The organism is Sorangium sp. So ce128 (assembly GCF_051525245.1).
GTDB lineage: Bacteria > Myxococcota_A > Polyangia > Polyangiales > Polyangiaceae > Sorangium > Sorangium cellulosum_B.
The window spans coordinates 6,762,220-6,783,046 of the sequence record NZ_CP150313.1; the positions used below are offsets into that span (position 1 = coordinate 6,762,220).

The following is a 20,827-nucleotide window of genomic DNA, read 5'->3' on the forward strand; positions in this document are numbered from 1 at the left end:
CGCAGGGCTGCGCGGATGTGGGTCACGTCACCCTTGACCGAGGTGGCGTCGGCGCGGAGCGCGCGGCCAGGGCGGAGATGGGCTATAGGCCAGCGCCCATGAACCGACCGTACCTTATCGCCGGCGCGCTCTTCCTGGCCGGCCAGCTCTTCGCGCTCGGCTGCAGCGCCCCCAAGCCGGAGCCCGAGATCGCGTCCTCGGCCTCGCAGAGCGGCTACGCGGAGCGCTACCCGGCCGAGCTGCAGGCGACGGCCACGTCGTTCGGCGAGCGCGACGACCTCGCGAAGCGCGCCACAGCGCAGTTCGCGGGCTATCCCGATCAGCTCAAGAAGCCGGACTGGAAGCAGGTCCTCGACGTCATCGAGCAGGCGGACGCGGCGGGCCGGAGCTACGACTACGTGGAGCGCGTGCGCGCCGTCGACGGCGCGGCGGCGTTCTTCAACGACAACAAGGAGGACCTCACCCGCAAGGTGAGCGGCGCCGCGCAGTACGTCGTCAAGCAGAAGGGGTGCGACGTCGACGTCACGGGCGCCACGGCGCACGCGCTCGAGGAGGGCGTCGAGCGCCAGCTCGAGAAGTACGTCCGCGAGCGCAGCGAGGCGCACCGCCGCATCGAGCGCTACCGCGCCTCGCTCGGCAAGGAGAACGCCGCGACGCTCGAGAAGCAGGCCGACGCCGTGAGCTTCGTGAGCTACGTCGTCCACATCGACATGGTCGAGCACAAGCTCCGGCTCCGCCGGATGCTCGAGGAGATCGAGACCATCAAGAAGTCGATCGACGAGGCGGTCGAGGCGGAGCGAGCATTCCAGTCCTCTGGCCGCCGCACCGACGAGGAGAAGAAGGCGTCGGAGGCGCGCATCGAGGAGCTCGGGCGCAGCAAGGCGATGCTCGACTCGTCCGCGACCCAGGCGAAGCAGATCGACGAGACGATGGAGGAGCGCATCGCCGCGGTCCAGAAGAGCTACCGCGAGGCGATGGACCGCCTGATCGCCACCCTCCGCAAGAACGCCGGCCTGCCGGCCGAGCCCGGCGAGGGCTGATCCCCTCGTCCCGTAGGCGCTAACCAACCTTCACGCCGCGTTCTCCTACATTCGAACGTTTACGTGGTCGTGGTCGTTTACGTGGTCGTGGTCGTGGTCGTGGTCGTCAACGATAGGCCGTGAACGACCACGACCACGACCACGTAAACGTCCACGTAAACGTCCACGTTCACGTTCAGGTTGGTGACCGATGGTGGAAGGGGAGTGGGCTTCCGCTCCCTCCTATCCCGCCCACCGCTCGGCCATCTCCAGCGTCCGCTGGTTCTCCGGTATCGTGAGGAACCGCTCCCTCCATACCGGATCGCTGATCTTCCCCGCCCTCTCCATCAATCTCTCCCTCGCCGCCGCGATCGCCGCCGCGCAGTCCGCCTCCATCCCGTTCGCCGCCAGCGCCTCCGCGTAGACGTTCCTCACCGCGGACTCCCCCTCCTCGATCGCCCCGATCGCCTGCAACATCGAGAACGCCTCCCCCGCCGCGGACAGCGCCTCGTCGAACCTCCCCAGCCCGAGCAGCGCCCTCGCCCTCGCCGCCACCGCCGCCGCGCGCAGCGGCGGCGCGCTCTGCAGGATCTCCGCCGCCGCCCTCGCCTCCTGCTCCGCCCCCTCGAAGTCCCGCGCGAGCAGCGCGATCCGCGCGAGGTACGTCCGCGCGCTCCCCTCCGTGCGCGGATCCCCGAGCCGCTGCGACAGCGCGATCGCCTCGCGCTCGGTCCGCTCCGCCTCCTCGATCCGCCCCCGGTAGCCGAGGACGTGCCCCAGGTTGCTGAGCGTCGCCACCGCGAGATCGTGCAACCCCATCCGCTCCGCGCCCGAGAGCGCGCTGCGCAGCACCTCCTCCGCGCCCGCGAAATCGCCGAGCTCCGCGTGCATGTACCCGACGTTCATGCGGAACGCGCACGCGTTGCCGCGGTCGCCCGCGCGCTCGAACGCCGCGAGCGCCGCGGACAGCCCCGCGAGGCACGCGCTGGGATCGCCGCTCACGAGCGCCCGGGCCGACCGCGCCGCGTGCAGCCGCGCCACCACCTCGACCTCCCGCTCCGCGAGATCCGTCCCGTCGCCCTCGATCGCCTCGATCAGCGCGTCCGCGAACGCGTAGCGCCCCCCGAACACGAGCAGCAGCGCCCCCTCGCCGAGGCACATGTGCTTCGCCACGAGCGCGCCCTCCGCCTCCGCCTCGGCGGCCTGCGCCGCGCTCATCCAGCGCTCCACCCGCTCGAAGCCGCCCAGCTTGCCCGCGGCCATGGCGACGTGCTTGATCGCCGAGAACCACGCCGCGGAGCCGGCGGGCAGCCGGTCCACCGCCTCGGTCCCGCGCTGCTCCGCGAGCGCGAGCTCCCCGCGCCAGACGTGCGCCTCGGCCTCCACGAGGCGCAGCGCGCCGAGCGCCTGCGCGTTCGGGCCGCACGCGACGCCGCGCTCGGCGCGCTCGATCGCCGCGGCGAGGTCCTGCGCCCGCAGCGCCTGCTCCGCCGCGCGGCAGTACGCGGCCGCGGCCCGCGACAGCTCGCCGCCGCGCTCGAAGTGCTCGCCGAGCGCCATCGCGTCCACCGCGCCCGCGCCCGCGCGCGACAGCCACTCGCCGGCGAGCCGGTGCCCGAGCCGCCGGTCGCCGTCCGTCAGCATCCCGTAGGCCGCCTCCCGCACGATCGCGTGCTGGAAGCTGTACTCCACCTCGCCGGGGAGGCTGCCCTCGCCGCGCCGGGAGATCACCTCGCGCTGCTCCAGCTCGACCAGCTTCGGCGCGACCTGCGCCCCGCCCACGAGCGCCGACACCCCGCCCTGCCAGAACGTCTGCCCGAACACGCTCGCCGCCCGCAGCGCCCGCCGCGCCTCGATGTCGAGCGCCTCGATGCGCGCCTGCACCATCGCCACCACCGTCTCGGGCAGGTCGGCGCCCTTGCCGTCCGCCACCGCGCGGAGCTGCTCCTCCAGGTAGAACGCGTTGCCGTCGGCGCGGTCGACGATCATCGCGAGGAGCTCCGGCGCGACGTCCTCGCCGAGCACCTGGCGCACCAGCCGCTCGCTCGCGCGCCGCGGCAGCCCCGACAGCTGCACCTCGTGGACGCCGCGCCCCGCCCAGAGCTTCGGGAAGAGCTCCCGCACCTCTGGCCGGCCGAGCGCGAGCACCATCAGCCGCTGATCGCCGAGGTTGCGGAGCGCCGAGTCGACGAGCAGCACGCTCGGCAGATCGCCCCAGTGCAGGTCCTCGAGCACGAGCAGCACGGGCCTCGCCGAGCACTCGGCCCTGAGGAGCTCCTCCCAAGCGACGCGGATCTGGTCGCTCATCAGCACGGGGCTGCGCCGCGCCGCCATCAGCTGCACGCTGTCGCCGTCGGGGAACGGCACGCCGACGAGCTCCCCGAGGAACGCCGCGGTGCGCGCCGATTCGGCGTGGCCGTACCGCGCGACGCGCGCGCGGAGCTTGCGCTGCCGCGCCTCGATGGGCTCGCCCTCGAAGAGGCCGATCGCGCGCCGCAGCGCCGGGGCGAGCAGCGCGAAGGCCGAGCCGGCGCTCATCGGGTCGCCGCGCCCGATCCACACCTCCAGGTCCTCGCCGCGGTCGCGGAGCCGCCGGATCAGCTCGGAGCGCAGGCGGGATTTCCCTGCGCCCGCGGGCGCGGTCACGAGCACGGCGCTCGGCGTCGACTCCTCGACGCAGTGAGAGAACGCCGCCTCCAGCAGCGCGAGCTCGCGGTCGCGCCCGACGCACGGCGTCGGCTTGCCGAGCAGGGGCGGCGTGGAGGCGAGCTCCTCGCGCTCGCCGTGCAGGCGGAGGGCGCCCGCGTCGCGGGTCACGTCGAACCGGGCGCCGAGCAGCCCTGCGGTCACCTCGTCCATGCAGACGGCGTGCGCGCCGGCGGGCGCGTGCGCGGGCGGCAGCAGGTGGACCGCGCGGTCGATGAGCTCGCCGACCGGCAGCCGCGCGGACATCTCCGCGCGGCCCGTGACGAGCGCGACCGGCACGCTGCCGAGCAGCGCGTTCAGCGCGAGCGCGCAGCGGGCGGACTGCGCCGCGAGGTCGGTCGGGGCGCCGCCGGCGGTGAGCACGATGAGCGGCGAGCGGGACTCCAGGATCTCGAGCTCGCCCTGGTAGCGCTCGGCGACGGCGATGAGCGCCTTGCTGCGCTCCAGGTCCTCCTCCTGCGAGCGCGTCGCCTCGGCGTCGCCGCTCGCGTCGCGCGCGAGCACGAGGCACATCATCTTGCGCTCGTTCGTGGTGATCTCGCCCCCGCGCAGGGTGTTCGACGGGCGGCTGCTCGCGGCGCCGACGCCCGCGTCGTCGAGCGCGAGCAGCTCCGCGGCGACCGCGTCGCCGTCGCGGGGCCGGTCCTTCGGCGGCTTCGCGAGCATGCGCGCGACGAGGTCGTCGAGCGCCTCGGGGATGTCCCCGCGCAGCTCCCGGAGCCGCGGCGGCTCCTCGAGGATGACCTTGATGAGCACCGAGAGCCCGTCGGCGCCCTGGAACGCCGAGCGCCCGGTGAGGCACTTGAAGAGCACGCAGCCGAGCGAGAAGACGTCGGCGCGGGGGTCGATGTTCGGCTCGCTGCGGGCCTGCTCCGGCGCCATGTAGCCCGGGGTGCCGAGCATCGTGCCGGGCATGGTGAGGTGCCGGTCCATGGCGCCGAGGCGCACCACGCCGAAGTCGATGAGCGTGACCCCCTCGATCGCGCCGCCCACGAGGAGCAGGTTGCTCGGCTTGAGGTCGCGGTGCACGATGCCGGCGCGGTGCACGACGCCGAGCGTCGACGCGATGCGCGACGCGAGCGCGATGCTCTCGGCGATCGTGAGCGAGCTGCGGGTGAGCCGCTCGGTCAGCGTCTCGCCGGCGAGCCACTCCATCGCGAGGTAGGGCTGCCCCGCGTCGGTCGCGCCGTGCGCGATGTAGCGCACGATGCCCGGGTGCCGCAGCGCGGTGAGCGCCTCGAGCGCCTCGACCTCGCGCGCGAACCGGATCGCCTCCTGGAGCCCTCGCCGCTGCAAGACCTTCAGCGCCACCGGCTCGTTCGTGACCAGATCGCAGGCGCGGTAGACGTCCCCCATCCCGCCCGAGCTGGCGAGGCGCTCGATCAGGAAGCGACGGTCGATGACGTCTCCCACGCGCATCTCGTCCCCGCCTTACCTGAGACCTCGCATGAGCCTGCTTACAACGGAGTAAACGAACTCGGCCCCGATCGCCAGCGACTCCGCCCGCAGCGGCCGGACGCGGCGGTCCGCCGGCGGCTGCGAGCCCGATCGAAGTGTGAGCTGCCAAACATCGCTCATCAGCGCCAGCGTGGGGAGGGACATTTTCTCCACACCGAGGCAAAACGTCCTGTCTGCGGGGCGCGTGTCATGGGCGCGCATTGCGCTCGTCACCGCGCTTCGCCCTCGATCGCCATGGCACGACCCCTGCTGAGCTGGTGGGATCATGAAGACGAAGCTCTCCAAGAAGCAGAAAAGGAAGCTCACCAAGCTCGGCCGGAAGGTCCTTCGGCCGGTGGCCGCGGCGACGAGCCTCGCAGCGGTGTTCACGGCCGGCCTGTACAGCGGTGAGGCGAGAAACTATCTGAACAGCGCGAAGACCGCCGTGAGCCGGAAGGTGAGGGCGTGGGCGAGCGCGCTTGGCGGTTTGAAGCTGGCCAATGGCGTATCGGGGAGAGCTCACCCCGACGTCGAGCTGGCGCAGCCGTCATGAAGCCGATGAAGAAGAAGACCCGCCGTGCCCTCCGGAAGGCGGTCAAGGCGGTGTCGGCGGCGGCCGCGATGATCGCGGTCGAGACGCTCGGCTCCGCCGCGGGCAGCCTGCTGAAGGACGCGCTGAAGAAGCGGCGGCGCGACCGCTGAGGCGCGCCGCCGCGGGCCTGCACGAGCGCCTCGCGCCTCGGGCGGTCCTGGGGTAGGTTCGGCCGGCGATGGACACCCGAACTTATTTCCAGGGCAAGAGCGTTCTCATCACCGGCGGTTCGAGCGGCATCGGGCTGTCGTTCGCGAGGCTCGTCGCGGGGTACGGCGCCGCGGTCACGCTGGTGGCGCGCCGCCGCGCCCTCCTCGACGAGGCCGCCGTGGGCATCCGGCGCGAGCACCCGTCCGCGCGGGTCGACGTCCTGGAGCTCGACATCAGCCGGGCGGACGACGTGGCGCGGGCGATGGAGACGCGGCTCGCCGACCGGCCGATCGATCACCTCGTGAACAACGCGGGCGTGGTGATGCCGGGGCGCTTCCTCGAGCTGCCGATGGATCAGTTCAGGGGCATGATGGACGTGAACTTCTTTGGCGCCGTGCACCTGTGCAAGGCGGTGCTGCCGGCGATGGCGGCGCGCGGCAGCGGCCATGTGCTCAACGTCTCGTCGCTGGCGGGCGTGATCGGCATCTACGGGTACACGCCGTACGCGGCGAGCAAGTTCGCGCTGATCGGCTTCTCGCAGGCGCTACGCGCGGAGATGTGGCCTCACGGCGTGCGGGTGAGCGTGTGCATGCCGCCCGACACCGACACACCGCAGCTGGCGTTCGAGAACCAGTACAAGCCGGCGGAGACGAAGGCCATCGCGGGCAACGTGAAGACGCTCGAGCCGGACGCCGTGGCGCGCAGCATGGCCGACGGCATGGCGCGCGGGCGGTTCGAGATCTACCCCGACGTCGGCTCGCGGGTGAGCGCGATCGCGCAGGGGGTCATTCCTGGGGTGGTCCGCTGGGTCTGCGACAGCGCGCAGCGGAAGGCCGGGCCGGCGGTGGGGTGAGCGCGGGAGAGCGATAGAGGGCGGGACTCGTCGCCTGAGGTCCTCCCGCGCCGCGAGAGATCTCGCCTGATCGCCCGGCGCATCCTCGCCCTGGCCGGCTGCCTGAGAGCAAGCCGCGTCTTGAGACCGCACGCGCGTGGTCGGCTCGCGCAGGCGATTGGCAGCTCCATCAACACACGGCCTGCTTTCAGCCTGTCGAGCGCTGAAGGATGAGCTCGTCAAGCATCGAGCTCAACAACACCTGATGCGCTCACGCGGTAGGCCGCCGGCATCGCGTAGCCGATTGTCTCGCTGTCACAGCCTGGTGAGGCACGCTTGTCACCTGGGCCACACAATTCGACAACACAGCTGAATTTCTCGACAATTCCAGACACTACCATTGAACTTACACCTGGCATCACCCGTGAATAAGCAGCGACACGAGGACGAAATAGTCTTCAGCAGAGCGCGTGAGCGCCGGACAAATACGATCATCGAGAGGGCGCGCATGCATTTACGCACCGCGCGTGCAGGACGGCTCCATCACCGGAGTCCGCTCGATGAAGCATCGCAGATTCGATACCGGCGCGATGGCGCCGGATGGCGGCCACAGGTCGAGCTCGATCGAAACAGGCGCGCATCGGAGGATGCCGAGCCGCCCGACGATACGATCGGCTGAACAGCACAGTGACAGGCGGATGACAGACCGGCGCTCTGCGCTCTGAGCAAAAAATAACAGCAAACCGAAACCCAATTTTCGAGGACATACAAGATGAAGCCTCTCAAGTCTCGCGTTCTCTCGGGCGTTGGCGCTGCTCTCGTCGCTCTCAGCGTGTCGACCACCGCGCTGGCGAGCTATGAAGTCCCGTCCGCCTCCGACTTTCCGGACTACGGCAACTTGACCGGCGCCCTCGTGGCCATCCCCGTCCTGATCACAGATGTCCTGGATCTGAATGACGAGGTCATCGACGTCGACAGCATCAAGATCGTGTACATCGATGACATCCTCACGGGCGACCAGCTCGTGAACGTGAACAAGACGCTGAACAACCTCATCGTGAACCTCCAGATCCTCAACCTGCAGAACGTGCTGGAGGACGTCGACGTCGCCAACGGGATCAAGGTCGGCGACGTCCTCAGCAACAACGACGTCGACGTCAGCGATGTCGTCGCGGTCAAGGTGTTCGACGTCGAAGGCGTCAAGAAGCTGCTGGTGTTCGTCAAGTAGGGCTGCTCGCTCGCCCCGCCTCGCGCCAGGCCTCGAGACGAACATCGTGAAACATCGCCGGTGATCAGCCCTCGACGGCGGCTGGAGATCTGGCGCGCACCGCCACAGCGCGCCAGATCGCGCCTGCTCAACCTCCATCGCCTGGCCCCCCGACAACCCGGCGGCTTCCGGGGCTTCCACCGACAGCCTCCTTCTGGTACGTGGGGCCGTCGCCCGGGGCCCTGGCTCCGGAGCGGCCCTTCAGACCGAGGCTCGGCCGAGGAGATCCGCACCCGTGCTAAGGAACACACGCCGCGTCGCCGCGCTCCCGCTGTGCATCGCCCTGCTGGCCGGCGCGGCGGAGGGTCGCGCCGAGGCCCCTTCGGAGGCGGTCGCCCGGCTCATGACGCAGGCGAACGCGGCCGCTCGAGAGGATCGGCTCGCCGACTCGCGCGACCTGTGGATGGCGGTCTGGCGGCTGGAGCGCGCCCAGGTCGCCGCGTGCAACATCGGGGCGCTGTCGCTCCGGCTCGGCGACGCGCCGGCCGCCGTGCGCTGGCTGTCGCTCTGCCAGGAGATCATGCGCGCGCCCAGGACGCCCGCGGAGCGCGCGCTCGTCGCGTCGCGGCTCAGCGACCTGGCCCGCGCGCGGCAGCTCGCCGGCGAGCTCCACGTGGTCGCCCCCGCGGGCTCGAAGATCACGATCGACGGCGCGCCCGCCGAGCTCGAGGGCGACAAGCCCATCCCCGTCGCCCCCGGCCACCACGTGGTGCGCGCCGTGCTGGACGGCAACGTCGCGACGGCCGAGATCGACGTGCCGCGCGGCGAGGCGCGGGAAGTCGTGCTCACCTTCGCTGCCCGGCCCGCCGGCGTCCCTGCGCCGCCCCCAGGCCTCCCGGCGGCGCCCGCAGGCGCGCCGGCGCCGCCCCCCGGCCCCCGCGCCTCCCCCCTCGCCCCCCCGCCTCCCCGGCCCGGGCCGCGGCCGGAGCTCGTCGCCGGCGGCTTCGGGCTCTCCGCCACCCTGGCGGCGATCGGCGGCGTGATGCTCGTCGGCGCGGAGAAGAAGGACGACGCGGGCGACACCGCCGCGCTCTCCGCAGGGCCGAACCGTTGCTTCCGGCTGACCCAGCCGGTTTGCCAGCAGTCGGCGTCGGCCTACGACGACGCGATCGCCTACCGGGGCGTGGGCATCGCCGGCCTCATCGCGGGAGGGGCCGTCCTGGCCGCCACGCTCGGTTACACGTTCTATCCGCGCGGGCCGGCAGAGATCACGGTGTCGGCCAACGGGCTTACGCTGACGAGCACGTTTTGATGTGCGCTTCGACCTTGCCCCTGCTCTGATCGAAGGACGCGTCGCACGCCGCACGATCTTGCGAAAACTTGCGTGACGGCGGCCGCCTGACCGCGGCATACTGCGCCCCGAGACGACCTGGCAAACGACACCCCGGCGGATTGGGGCCGCCTGGGTGCCGGCGCCACAGCCTCGTGCCGGAGGACTGGACGCATGGGTAGACCCATCGCGCGTTGTGCTGCTGCTCTGCTCTTTCTCATCACCTCGGCGACCTTCTTTGCGTGCGGCGACGGGCCCTACGTGGGTGGAAGGTGCGCGACCACGGACCACTGCCAGTCGGACCAGCAGAATGTGCCAGGCACGATCTGCATCGATGAGCACTGCGAGTGCGGCGAGCCGGGGAAGGTCATCTGCTGCGCGCGCGGCGACGACACGCCGAGCTGCTTCGAGGAGTGCCGGACCTGCGACGAGTGCGCCGAGGGCACGGAGGAGTGCTCGGGGGTGCCGGTTCCGCCCGGGAGCTGCGAGGACGACGCGGAGTGCCCCGGCCCGCCGGACCCGCGGTGCGGGGTCGGGAGGTGCGCGGACGGCGCGTGCGTCGTGGAGATCGAGCGAGGCCCGATCGCCTCGCAGATCCGCGGCGACTGCAAGGTCGAGGAGTGCACGGCCGACGGCCGCGTGGTCAGCGTAGCGGCCGTCGACCCCTACGACGACGGCAACCAGTGCACCCTCGACGCCTGCGACATCGACGAGCCGCGACATCTCCTGTTGGATGGTGTCGCATGTCCCGCCTCGGGCGCCGGACGATGCCATGAGGGCGCGTGCGTGCAGTGCGTGGACACAGACCCGACGCTGCTGTGCCCTGGCGGGCTCGCGTGTGATGGTGTCTGGTGCGTGCCGGAGCACTGCGTGAACGGTGCGCGAGATGACGGGCTCCGCGAAACAGGATTGGACTGCGGCGGTTCATGCCGTCCCTGCCCATCGAGCGAGCGCTGCGAGGCCGCCACGGACTGTGAGAGCGGCGTGTGCACGAACGGAAGCTGCATGATCCCGACGTGCAGCGACGGGATCAAGAACGGCCTCGAGGCCGGCGTCGACTGCGGCAAGTTATGGTGCCCGCGCTGCCCGGTGGGCGGTGGCTGCGAGACCGGCGCAGACTGCCTGAGCGGCGTGTGCTGGAGCGGCATCTGCGAGGCGCCCACCTGCACCGACGGCGTGAAGAACGGCGACGAGGCCGGCGTCGACTGCGGCGGCGCGGCTTGCGCCGCGGCGTGCCCCGAGTGATCGCGCCGCAGGCAGGAGGCCGACGACGACCATGAGCTTCCAGGAGAGCGCGCTGCCCGGTAGGACCTCGCCGCCAGGCTCGTCGATGAGTTGCTTCATCGCGCCGGCCTGCGGGTCGATCCCCGCTCGGACGGCGGCGCTCTCACGCTCTCCATCTCGCGATCTCCCTGACCGTCGTTGATCCCCGAGTCCCTCGGGATCCCACGGGCGCCTCCACCACCGCGCCGTCCGCCAAGCACAAGCGCTCAGGCCACACGAGCTCACCTGAGACGCCGCCATCCCCTTCGTCAGGGCCAGACGCCGCCCCCTTACGAACGCGCTGCCGTCGATCAGGGCGCTCCCGCTTGCCTGTCGCGGCCACGGCGCCGCATGGACACGGCCAACGCCCGCGCAAGCACCTCGTGCAGGCGATGACGGCGTTCGTGTGGAAACACGGAATCAGCGAAGCACCAGGGGAGGACAGGGCCGAAAATGACGAGCAAGATCATCTTCAAGTATGCCGCGCTGTGGACATGCACCGCACTTGGCGCGCGAGCGCTCACCGGTTGTGTCGTCGACAGCTCATCTTACCACGAGACACCGCAGGACGGAGACCCGTCAGAGGCTATCCCGGCCCAGAGCGCCCTCAGCCGCGCGCCGCAGGGGGACCTCGCCACTGCAGTGTCCTGGTCTGACTTCCCTCACGTCTGCGACTTCGGCTTCCTCGGGGGCGCGGCGTGCGACCAGTACTGCAAGAGCCAAAGGCACGCATTGTGCGGCTATTGCGAATGGAATGACACCGAGCGTAGAAATCAGTGTCAATGCCAGTCGGATCCTCAGCGCTGCTCGCAATAGCCGCCGCTCCGCGATGTCCCTGAGGCGCCTCGACCTCCGGGAGCCCATCTCCAGCAGGGCCCTCCGTCAGGTCACCCCGGGCCGCGGTCCCCCAGGGTGGGCCGCCGCGGATCAAACGCCACGCTGCACCCCCACATCATGAGCTCATGTCGCCCCCCGCTCCCTGGAGCAGGTGGGTTCGCACACGACCCGCGACCCTGAGGTGCTCGAAACTCGGACACGTTGCCCCCGACTTTTCCGTTTGGGTCGTTCACGCGAGGCGCGACATCGACGGGGTACGTCCGCTAACCTCGCCTCGGGGGATTCCTGTGTCGCGGCTCAGCGACATCGACTTCGACACGCTTTTCGCAGGCAAGGCGGGGAGAACTGCCGTGAAAGACAAGAATCGTTTCTGGAAGCTAGCGTTTGCAGCGTTCGCCGTGGTGTCCATGACATGGATCGCCGGCTGCGCTCAGGGGGGCGGAGACGATGCGGCCAAGGGCCACGACGGCGACGGCAAGAGCGCCCCGACGACAGCCAAGGTCGTCAAGCTCGCCTTCGTGACGAGCGGGACGAGCGAGTTCTGGCGGATCGCGGGGGCCGGAGTCCACAAGTACGAGCAAGAGGCGAAGATTCAAGTGGACATCAAGGCGCCGCCGAACGGCACGCCCGAGGAGCAGAACCAGATCCTGGAGAGCCTCGCCAGCCAGGGATACGACGCCGTCGCCGTGACCGTCCTGGCGCCGAACGATCAGGTCGCCGTGCTCAACAGGGTCGCCGAGAAGGTCAAGCTGATCACGTTCGACTCCGACGCCCCGAAGTCGAACCGGCTGCTCTACATCGGCACGAACAACTACGAGGCCGGCAAGGCGCTCGGCAACGAGATCGTGAAGATCCTGCCGAACGGCGGGAAGATGGCCGTCTTCGTCGGCATGTTCGCGGTCGACAACGCGACCCAGCGCCTCAAGGGCATCCAGGACGTGGTCACCGCCCACAACATCCAGATCGTCGACAAGCGCGAGGACAATGCCGATCGCGCCAAGGCGCGCGCGAACGTCGAAGACATCATCAACGCCCACCCGGACCTCAACGTCGCGACCGGCCTCTGGTCGTACAACGGGCCGGCCATCATCGCGGCCGTCGAGGCGCTCGGGAAGAAGGGCAAGGTCATCCCGGCCGTGTTCGACGAGGAGGACGCGACGCTCAGCGGCATCGAGAACGGCACTGTCGCCTGCACCGTCGTGCAGAAGCCGTTCCAGTTCGGCTACCTGTCGAGCAAGTGGATGCACGAGCTCGCGACGAAGGGCGACGCGGCCATGGCCACCATCCCCAGGGACAAGATGGTCGACACCGGCGTCGACGTGATCCGCAAGGAGAACGTGGCGGAGTTCAAGGCCAAGCTCGTGGAGCTGAAGAAATAGCCTCCTTATCCGGCGGCTCGATCGGGGGCGCCCCCCTCGATCGAGCCCCGCGGTCCCGACCGATGACGTCGACTCCCGATCTCCCACCCCTGCTCGCGATGCGCGGGATCGTCAAGCGGTTCCCGGGCGTCACCGCGCTCTCAGGGGTGTCGCTCTCGCTCCGCGCCGGCGAGCTGCTCGCGCTCGTGGGAGAGAACGGCGCCGGCAAGAGCACGCTCATGAAGATCCTCGGCGGCGCTTGCCCGCCCGACGAGGGGCAGATCTTCCTCGACGGGTCGCCCGTGTCGCTGAGCGAGGTGCGCGCGGGCGTGAGCTTCATGGCGCTGCGCGGGGAGATCCTCGGCTTCGCGGGGCTGGTCGTCTCGGGGCGCACCGAGCTGATGCAGGCGATCTTCGGCGCGACCCGGGCGCTCGGCGGCACGATGACGCTCGCAGGAGAGCCTTATGCGCCGCGGACGACGCGCGACGCGATCGACCGCGGCGTGTGCCTCGCGCCGGAGGATCGCAAGCGGCACGGGCTCGTGCTCCCCATGACCGTCGTCGAGAACGCGTCGCTGCCGGGCCTCGCCCGCTTCGCCCGCGCCTTCTGGCTCGACCGCGCGGCCGAGCGCCGCGCCGCGCGCGCCGAGGTCGACCGGCTCCGCATCAAGACGCCGACGCTCGATCAGCGGTCGGTGAACCTCTCCGGCGGCAACCAGCAGAAGGTCGTCCTCGGGAAATGGCTGTCGATGGGCCCTCGCGTCCTCCTCCTGGACGAGCCGACGCGCGGCATCGACGTCGGCGCCAAGGCCGAGATCTACAGGCACATGGCCGCGCTCGCCGCGGAAGGGATCACGCTCTTGATGGTCAGCTCGGACATGGAGGAGGTGCTCGGCATGAGCGATCGCGTGGTCGTCATGCACGAGCGCCGGATCACGGGCGTGCTCCCGCGCGAAGGGCTGACGCTGCAGCGCGTCGCCGCGCTGATGACGGGGAGCGCGAGGGGCGCGGAAGGGGACGTGGAAAGCGCGGTGACCGCATGAGACGTGAGCTGGGCATGAGCCTCGTGCTCTTCGTGATGTGCGCGGGGCTCTGGATCTCCAACCCCGACTTCCTCGGGCAATCGAACGTCGTCAACACCACGCGGCAGATCGCGATGCTCGGCATCTTCGCGATGGGCATGGGGTTCGTCATCATCACCGGGGGCATCGACCTGTCGATCGGCTCGGTGATCGGCCTCACCGGCGTCCTGCTCGCCAAGATCTCGTCCTCGGGGATGGGGTGCCTGGGCTACCCGCTCTGGGTCGGCATCCCGGCGGCGCTCGCCGCCGCGGTGCTGGTGGGGCTCGCGCAGGGGCTGCTCATCACGCGGCTCAAGCTGCAGCCGTTCGTCGTCACGCTCGGCGGCATGCTCCTCGTGCGCGGCGTCTCGCAGACGGTGGCGGAGGGCGGAACGCTGAGCTTCGGCGACTCGCCGTTCCTCGGCCTCGCCAACGGCGGGCTGCTGCGCGTCTCCGGCGACGCGCTCATCCCCTACCCGCTCGTCATCTTCCTCGTGGTCCTCGCCGCCGGCGCGTACGTGCTGCACTTCACCGTGCTCGGGCGCTACATGTACGCGATCGGGGGCAACCGCGAGGCCGCCGAGTACTCGGGCATCGACGTGCGCCGGGTGGAGGTCTCGACGTACGTCATCTCGTCGGCCACGGGCGGGATCGCGGGCGTCTGCTACGCGTCTTACATCGGCCAGATGTCGCAGCAGGTCGGGATTGGCTACGAGCTCTACGCGATCGCAGCCGCCGTGCTCGGAGGCTGCTCGCTGCGCGGCGGCGAGGGCAGCGCGCTCGGGGTCCTCATCGGCTCTGCCCTCATGCGGGTCATCGACAACGGCATCAACATGTTCCAGATCCGCCACAGCGACGACGGCGTGCCGCGCGTCTGGCGCCTCGACCCGAACTGGACGTTCATCATCATCGGCGCCGTCATCCTCGTGGCCGTCGTCTTCGACCAGGTGGTGCACGTCGCCCAGGGGCAGCGGCGCGCCGGGCGCGCCGGCGAGGCGAAGACCGCCGGGCCGCGCCCCATCGAGGCGCCGCCCGCCGGGGCGGAGTAGCCGCCGCGCGGTCAGCCGCGCTTCGCCGCGCGGCGGCGCACCCTCGAGAGCGCATGGCGGAAGCCGCTCGCCAGGTTGGCGTGCGTCACCATCGAGCCGACGTCCAGGCCTTGCCGGACCATCATCTGCGCGGCCTCCGGCCGGATGCCGACGAGCACCGCCTCGGCGCCGAGCAGCGCGGCCGCCTGCGCCGCCTCGACGAGCCGGGACGCCGCCGTCGCGTCGACGAACGCCATGCCGGTGACGTCGATCAGCACGACGTGCGCGCGCTTCGCGTCGATCTCGCGGAGCATCGACGCGATGAAGTCGCTGGAGCGCTGGGCATCCATGACGCCCACGACGGGCATCACGAGGATGCCGTCCGCGATGGGCACCACGGGGCTCGAGAGCTCGCGGATCGTCTGGAGCATCGCCGCTTGCTGCAGGTTGGCGCGCTCGAGCTCCTCGCTCCGCGCGGAGATGCGGCGGAGCAGGCGGGCGTTCTCGACGCCGATCGCCACCGTGCCGGCGACGCGGACCAGGAACGCCACGTCGCCCGCGCCGCACGCCTCCCTGCGAGCGCTGCTCAGGACGAGGGCGCCGAGGACGTTGCCGCGGCCTTGCAGCGGCACCGCGATGGCCGTGCGCGCGCCGTCGTGCGCGGCAGGCAGGGCGGCGTCCGCGCCACCCTCGGCGGGGTCGATCACGACCGGGCGGCCCGACGCGATCGCGCGGCGCACGAGCGAGCGCGCCGGGATCGAGACCTGGTCCTCGACGACGGAGCTCGAGGGGGGCGAGAGCCCGATCATCATGACCTCGATGGCAGGGGCGACGGGCGCGATCCGACCGCCGTTCCCGGCCGCGGCCCGGCGGGCGGCCTCGAGAGAGAGGTAATCGCTCAGCGTCGTGGACCACGGCGTCTGCTCGAGGGTGACGCAATCGACGCGGGTGTGGAGGACACGGGAAGGCGGCAGCTCGGCGAGGGTCGGCCCGACGCCGCGCGTGATCATCCGGTGGATCGTCTCGATGGCGCGGAAGCCCATGTCGTCCTCGCGCTGGACGATCGTCGCGTGGATCGCCCCCTGCCGGAGCAGGGCGACCGTGCGGGCGACGAGATCGAAGCCGACGACCTTGAGATCTCCGGCCCTGCCGAGGGCTCGCGCCGCGCGGCCCCAGGACGGCCCGTTGTCCGCTGCGGCGCCGAAGGCGCCCGCGACGTCGGATCGCCCCTCCAGCGCCACCGTGGCGAGCCTCGTCCCGGCCTCCTGATCCCAGTCGCACGGGATCGTCGGCAGCACCGTGAGGTTCGACCCGAGCGCCGCCGCCCAGAAGCCATCGACGCGCTCGCGGATGTTCAGCGCGAGCCCCACGGCGCCGAGGGACGCGACGACGCCGCCGCCCGGGAGCAGCCGCTTCATCACCTCGGCCGCCAGCCTGCCCGACGCCACGTTGTCCGTCCCGATGTAGAGCAACGCCCGACTGCCGGGGATCGGAGGCGTGTCGATCACGACGACCGGGATGTCCCTCTCGGCCGCCCGCCTGAACGCCTCCTCCGCGCTCTCGGGGTTGCTGGGCGCGACGATGATGCCGGACATGCGCCGGTCGATCGCCTCATCGAGCAGGGCGCGCTGAGAGCCGTCGCCGTCGCCGCCATGGCCGGTCCGCCAGTCGATGGAGACGCCGAGGGGCCGCGCGGCGCTGTCCGCGCCGGCGCGGATGTTCTGGAAGTAGGTCGTCGGCTCCGACGCCGGGGCCCGGTAGACGCGGGCGCAGAGGTCGCCCTGCGCGAGCCCGGGGCCGTCCCCGACGCGGTCCTCCTCGAGCAGCCAGATCTCCACCGTGTTCCAGCTCGGATCGAGCTGCACGCTCTTGATGCCGTGAGCGATGGTCTCGATGAGGTCGTGCAGCGCGAGCGTCGTGCCCACCGCGTGGAGCAGCCGCTCGAACAGGCGGATCTCCTGCGCCGCGCTCGCCTTGTCGTCATAGAGCCTGTGCCGCTCCAGCGCATCTCCGGCCGTGCCCGCGAGGACCTCGATCGTGGCGCGGCGCTCCTCGCCCGGAGACTCCATGGTGGCCTGCTCGATGGCGAGATAGCCGGCCGGCTCGCCGCACAGCTGGATGGGCGCGACCAGCACCCCGGCGCCTTCGGGGACGCCGCAGCCCGCCCCGAGCGCGAAAGGCAGGTACGTCCGGTACCACGCCCGCGCATCGACGATGCGGCTCGCGTGCGCGCCGTCAGAAGGCGCCGCCGTGCCGGGCGCGCCCCCCTCGACCTCCACGCCGACCGGAACGCGCGAGGAGACCCCAGGTGGCGCGTCGAACCCGACCAGCGCTCGGGCCACGAAGCGGTCGCCCTCGCGGAGCAGCAGGCTCCCGCGCGGCGCGTGCGGGAGGACGGCCATGGCCCGCCGCACGATCTGCTGGAGGACGGCGAGGAGGTCGGGTACCTGACGCATCCGGATCGTTCGACGATCTCGCCTGGATCCAGGCGGCCTTCAACAACTTCGCGCGAGATCGATCGATCGGGTCAATCGGGGGTCGGAAGAGGCTGCGCGGCCGAGACGCGGCGCGGCTCGCGCCGGTTACGGCGACACCGCCGAGCCGAACCGCTCGAGCGCGCCAGCCGAGCCGAAAGCGACATCGACGCGCTGGCTTCCGGGCACATGCGCCGACACCGCGCGTCGATGAGCGCAAGCGTGGTGCGTCGCGACGGCGTTACCGCCGGCGAGGAACCGCTCACGACATCGACTCATGACGACGCGATCATGAGCTGGGCGCTCGTGGCACAAACAGGCAGCGACCTCCGCCCGCTTCGCGGGGAGCGCGCCGGCCCGCGTCACCCCGGCAGCCGAAGGCCCGCCCCGCTGGAGCCGGCCCCGAGCCCCTGTCAGCCCACCGCAAGGAGCAGCGCCCGCGCGGGCCCCGAGCCGCGCCGGGCGCTCCCCCAGCAGCGCTGCCGCAGGCGCGCAGGTTGCAGGGAAAGCGCAAAGATCTCGCGGAGCGGCCATGGATTCCGCTTGCGGACGCCGGCGAAATTTGTGTCATTATTGCGTGGTTACCGTAACAACTTTGCGACGCGTAGCAGCGCGGCGCGCTTGCCCTTGACGACCGAGGAGGCGAGAGTCCTGGACGTCATCGAACGATACGAGTTCAAATACCTGGTACCGGAGCGTCTGGTCCCGGCGATCCGGGCCACCGCCTGCGCGATCGGCCGGCTGGACCGGTACGCCGGCCCGGGCGGCGTGTACCGCATCCGGTCGCTCTACCTCGACACCCGCGGGTTCGACCTCTACTGGGCCAACGCCCGCGAGCAGCGCGACCGCTTCAAGCTGCGGGTGCGCACCTATCCCGGGAAGACCAGCCCGGCCTTCCTGGAGGTGAAGCGGCGCGTCCAGGATGTGATCATCAAGTCGCGCGCGGCGGTGCCAGCGAGCGAGTGGCGCGATCTGCTCGCGCCCGGCCGCCCCGCCTCGCTCGATCGCCTCCCGCCGGGCGCGCGGAAGGCCGCGGAGAAGTTCATCGGCGCGTTCCACCGCCACGACCTCAGGCCGATGCTCCTTGTCGACTATGAGCGCGAGGCGTACGAGAGCACCCTCGACACCTACGCGCGCCTGACGTTTGACCGGAAGATCGTCTGCCAGCGCAGGGAAATGCTGGATCTCGACGCCTCCGAGGGCGGGTGGCGCCCGGTCGACCACCCCGTCCAGACGCAGACGCCGGAGCCCGTTTGCGTCCTCGAGCTCAAGTTCGAGCGCAGGCCGCCTGCGTGGATGGTGGCGCTCGTGCGGCGCCTCGAACTCGTCCGGCACTCGTTCTCCAAGTACTGCTACAGCGTCACCGCGCAGCTGATGCTCCCGGAAGCGCGGGCGACCCGGGTCGCAGGGTGGCAATGATGGACTGGCTGGCGGCGCTCTCGCACGGCGAGGCCGTCGAGTGGCGCGACGCGCTCCTCGCCCTGCTCGTCGCCTTCGGGCTCACGCAGGGCATCGCCGGCGTCTACATGCTCACGTTCCGCGGCCTCTCGTACTCGCGGACGGTCGTCCAGAGCATGGCGCTGGGCAGCATCATCACATGCACGCTCATGCTCGCCGTCGGCAACAACATCGCGGCCGGCATCGGGATCGCGGGGGGCGTCTCCGCGATCCGGTTCCGCACCACGATGCGCGACCCGCGCGACGTCGTGTTCGTCTTCGCGTCGCTCACCATCGGCATGGCGAGCGGCGCGCGGGCCTACGGCGCGGCGATCGCAGGGGCGGCGATGTTCGGCGTCGCGACGCTCTTGCTCCACGTCACCGGCTACGGGTCGCGCCGGCAGCCGGACGGGCTGCTCCGGTTCGTGGCGCCGGCCGGCCAGGCCGGCGCGGAGATCGCCGGTCCGATCGCGGGCATCCTCCGCGAGCACTGCGGTACCTTCTCGCTCGTGACCCTGCGCGAGGCGGCGCAGGGCACCGTCATGGAGCACGCCTACCAGATCCGCGTTCGCCACCCCGACATGCGGGCCGGCCTCGTGACGAGCCTGCAGGCGTTGCCCGGCGTGGCGGACGTGAGCCTGATGCTCCAGGAGCCGACGCTGGACCTCTGACCACGGCGACGCACCACATCGACTGGTGCGTGGGCAGCAATCTCACCTGGGCGCGTCGCGTCGCCGCTGCACCGTGGTAGCCGTGCTAACAGATCGCATGCACAAGAGTCGCCTGGCTGGGTTCATCATCGACTGCCGAACCGACGATCTCGATGGCGCCGCCCGCTTCTGGAGCGCGGCGCTCGGGATGCGATCGCGCGGCCAAGACGGCGAGGCCTACGTCCGCCTGGACGCGTCTGCGCGCGATCTTTCGGTCGAAGTGCAGACCGTGAAGCACGGGAGCCGCGTTCACCTCGACATCGAGACCGACGACGTCGAAGCCGAGGTGCGCCGCCTCGAGCGGCTCGGCGCCAAGCGGGTCACGCAGGCCTCGACGTGGTGGGTGCTCGAGGCGCCGACCGGCCAGCGCTTCTGCGTGGTGAAGACCCATCATCCGGACGCGCACGGCTTCTCCACGTGGGACGACGAGGGGAACCCCGTGTAGAAGCGGCGGCCCCGGCCTCGACGCCCGCAATGGGCAACTCATTACCTCGTGCAATTCACCATGACGTAGCATAACCCCATCCATTCTTGCGCTCACGCCCGCTCCTCTGCAAAACTCGATAAAGCGGCCCTGGCGAACTGGTTCCGAGCCCGATCCATCCACGCATCCCCGTCGAGCGCCTTGGCGCCGCGGTGCCCGTTCGCATCGCTCGGCCGTCGGCGCCGGCGCCAGCGCCCGCGGCGCACACCGAGGCTTCCAGACCTGCAATTGGCCATGCAGTTCCGCGGACACTGGACGCGCTTTGACCATCCTGAGATGGCCCGCCTGCGATCTCGGCGCGCCGGTCTGACAGGAGAGATAGGCCCAGATCCCCGCCTGAGCCCTCCGGTCGACGCGACGTGACGGCGCGCGACGCCATCGCCCGACGGCGCGATCGCTAGCCAGGGCAGCTGGGCCGGCGCTCATGCGAAGGCCACCCAGGGGGACCGACGGACCAACCCAGCGGGGCCCACCTGAAAGCGGCTGATCCTCGCCACCTCGCCTCGCCCTGGGGCCCGAGGACCCGGCGGTCGGCGTGGCCGCCAGATTCAAGCGGACGCCCGCGGATCGCCCACGGCCGCCGGCGACCAACCCGCCGCGCAAGCGGACGCAGGGCGCGCAGTTCGCGCGCTGGCCGACGTGCCGGGCTGGCCGCGCTGGCCGGCCATTCTGGACCACCGGGCGGCCACGCCACGGGACAAAGCCACGGCCAACAGCCCCGTAGCCCGGTTTTCCGGGGTGCGTAGGCAGGCCGAGATTTTGCAATGCCTCCGGATGGCTCCCGACGCTCGCGAGAAATCGAGGCGAGCCCGGGTCAGCATCAATTTTGGCCCACGCCTGTAGGCTGATGTAGCCAAACGTGGGAAGAGGTTAACGTGCGTATCCTGGGTTTCACGGTACTG

Annotated in this window: 15 protein-coding genes; 13 read left to right on the plus strand and 2 right to left on the minus strand. The window is 70.9% G+C overall.

Features of this window, described 5'->3' with window-relative positions; genetic code table 11:
• Positions 1–98 precede the first annotated feature (98 nt).
• Positions 99–1,040, plus strand: a complete 942-nt coding sequence (locus WME82_RS25555; protein WP_437849442.1) for a hypothetical protein — start codon at positions 99–101, stop codon at positions 1,038–1,040.
• Positions 1,041–1,262: 222 nt separating this feature from the next.
• Here the strand turns inward: WME82_RS25555 and WME82_RS25560 are convergent, their stop codons facing one another.
• Positions 1,263–5,144, minus strand: a complete 3,882-nt coding sequence (locus WME82_RS25560) for a serine/threonine-protein kinase (protein WP_437849444.1) — start codon at positions 5,142–5,144, stop codon at positions 1,263–1,265.
• A gap of 304 nt (positions 5,145–5,448) precedes the next feature.
• Between WME82_RS25560 and WME82_RS25565 the strand changes: the two genes are divergently transcribed.
• The 9 genes from WME82_RS25565 (at position 5,449) to WME82_RS25605 (ending at position 14,841) form a co-directional block, all read left to right on the plus strand.
• Positions 5,449–5,715 (plus strand): hypothetical protein, encoded by a 267-nt coding sequence (locus tag WME82_RS25565; RefSeq protein WP_438037431.1) that lies wholly within the window; start codon positions 5,449–5,451, stop codon positions 5,713–5,715.
• Between the two features lie 5 nt (positions 5,716–5,720).
• The gene (locus tag WME82_RS25570) at positions 5,721–5,864 is read left to right on the plus strand and encodes a hypothetical protein (RefSeq protein ID WP_437849446.1); all 144 of its coding nucleotides are present in this window, start codon (positions 5,721–5,723) and stop codon (positions 5,862–5,864) included.
• Between the two features lie 68 nt (positions 5,865–5,932).
• Positions 5,933–6,757 (plus strand): SDR family oxidoreductase, encoded by an 825-nt coding sequence (locus WME82_RS25575; RefSeq protein WP_438037432.1) that lies wholly within the window; start codon positions 5,933–5,935, stop codon positions 6,755–6,757.
• A 751-nt stretch (positions 6,758–7,508) separates the two neighbouring features.
• On the plus strand, positions 7,509–7,964 hold the full coding sequence (locus WME82_RS25580) for a hypothetical protein (protein WP_438037433.1): 456 nt from the start codon (positions 7,509–7,511) through the stop codon (positions 7,962–7,964).
• Between the two features lie 274 nt (positions 7,965–8,238).
• Positions 8,239–9,255 (plus strand): hypothetical protein, encoded by a 1,017-nt coding sequence (locus WME82_RS25585; protein WP_437849453.1) that lies wholly within the window; start codon positions 8,239–8,241, stop codon positions 9,253–9,255.
• A gap of 192 nt (positions 9,256–9,447) precedes the next feature.
• Complete coding sequence (locus WME82_RS25590) at positions 9,448–10,518, plus strand: hypothetical protein (protein ID WP_438037434.1); 1,071 nt, start codon at positions 9,448–9,450, stop codon at positions 10,516–10,518.
• A gap of 1,205 nt (positions 10,519–11,723) precedes the next feature.
• On the plus strand, positions 11,724–12,752 hold the full coding sequence (locus tag WME82_RS25595) for a sugar-binding protein (RefSeq protein ID WP_438037435.1): 1,029 nt from the start codon (positions 11,724–11,726) through the stop codon (positions 12,750–12,752).
• A gap of 62 nt (positions 12,753–12,814) precedes the next feature.
• Positions 12,815–13,774, plus strand: a complete 960-nt coding sequence (locus WME82_RS25600) for an ATP-binding cassette domain-containing protein (RefSeq protein WP_438037436.1) — start codon at positions 12,815–12,817, stop codon at positions 13,772–13,774.
• Entirely contained in the window at positions 13,771–14,841 is a 1,071-nt protein-coding gene (locus WME82_RS25605; RefSeq protein ID WP_438037437.1) for an ABC transporter permease, read from the plus strand. Before WME82_RS25600 ends, WME82_RS25605 begins: the two co-directional genes overlap by 4 nt.
• A gap of 11 nt (positions 14,842–14,852) precedes the next feature.
• On the opposite strand, the gene WME82_RS25610 is transcribed toward WME82_RS25605, so the two are convergent.
• Entirely contained in the window at positions 14,853–17,276 is a 2,424-nt protein-coding gene (locus WME82_RS25610) for a substrate-binding domain-containing protein (protein ID WP_438037438.1), read from the minus strand.
• A gap of 639 nt (positions 17,277–17,915) precedes the next feature.
• Here WME82_RS25610 and WME82_RS25615 point away from each other — a divergent pair.
• The 3 genes from WME82_RS25615 to WME82_RS25625 all read left to right on the plus strand — a co-directional run bounded on the left by WME82_RS25615 (position 17,916) and on the right by WME82_RS25625 (position 19,886).
• A complete protein-coding gene (locus WME82_RS25615) occupies positions 17,916–18,713 on the plus strand; it encodes a polyphosphate polymerase domain-containing protein (RefSeq protein ID WP_438037439.1) in 798 nt (265 codons plus the stop codon).
• Positions 18,710–19,402, plus strand: a complete 693-nt coding sequence (locus WME82_RS25620; RefSeq protein ID WP_437540792.1) for a DUF4956 domain-containing protein — start codon at positions 18,710–18,712, stop codon at positions 19,400–19,402. The genes WME82_RS25615 and WME82_RS25620 overlap by 4 nt, the downstream gene beginning before the upstream one ends.
• 97 nt (positions 19,403–19,499) lie before the next feature.
• The gene (locus tag WME82_RS25625) at positions 19,500–19,886 is read left to right on the plus strand and encodes a VOC family protein (RefSeq protein ID WP_437849466.1); all 387 of its coding nucleotides are present in this window, start codon (positions 19,500–19,502) and stop codon (positions 19,884–19,886) included.
• The last annotated feature ends 941 nt before the right edge of the window (positions 19,887–20,827 follow it).

What these genes read in the sequence shown, in the direction of transcription:
- WME82_RS25575 (WP_438037432.1), top strand. Translation starts at nt 5,933, where the DNA reads ATGGACACCCGAACTTATTTCCAGGGCAAGAGCGTTCTCATCACCGGC.
- WME82_RS25610 (WP_438037438.1), bottom strand. Translation starts at nt 17,276, where the DNA reads ATGCGTCAGGTACCCGACCTCCTCGCCGTCCTCCAGCAGATCGTGCGG.
- WME82_RS25590 (WP_438037434.1), top strand. Translation starts at nt 9,448, where the DNA reads ATGGGTAGACCCATCGCGCGTTGTGCTGCTGCTCTGCTCTTTCTCATC.
- WME82_RS25565 (WP_438037431.1), top strand. Translation starts at nt 5,449, where the DNA reads ATGAAGACGAAGCTCTCCAAGAAGCAGAAAAGGAAGCTCACCAAGCTC.
- WME82_RS25570 (WP_437849446.1), top strand. Translation starts at nt 5,721, where the DNA reads ATGAAGAAGAAGACCCGCCGTGCCCTCCGGAAGGCGGTCAAGGCGGTG.
- WME82_RS25620 (WP_437540792.1), top strand. Translation starts at nt 18,710, where the DNA reads ATGATGGACTGGCTGGCGGCGCTCTCGCACGGCGAGGCCGTCGAGTGG.
- WME82_RS25625 (WP_437849466.1), top strand. Translation starts at nt 19,500, where the DNA reads ATGCACAAGAGTCGCCTGGCTGGGTTCATCATCGACTGCCGAACCGAC.
- WME82_RS25605 (WP_438037437.1), top strand. Translation starts at nt 13,771, where the DNA reads ATGAGACGTGAGCTGGGCATGAGCCTCGTGCTCTTCGTGATGTGCGCG.
- WME82_RS25555 (WP_437849442.1), top strand. Translation starts at nt 99, where the DNA reads ATGAACCGACCGTACCTTATCGCCGGCGCGCTCTTCCTGGCCGGCCAG.
- WME82_RS25580 (WP_438037433.1), top strand. Translation starts at nt 7,509, where the DNA reads ATGAAGCCTCTCAAGTCTCGCGTTCTCTCGGGCGTTGGCGCTGCTCTC.
- WME82_RS25600 (WP_438037436.1), top strand. Translation starts at nt 12,815, where the DNA reads ATGACGTCGACTCCCGATCTCCCACCCCTGCTCGCGATGCGCGGGATC.
- WME82_RS25560 (WP_437849444.1), bottom strand. Translation starts at nt 5,144, where the DNA reads ATGCGCGTGGGAGACGTCATCGACCGTCGCTTCCTGATCGAGCGCCTC.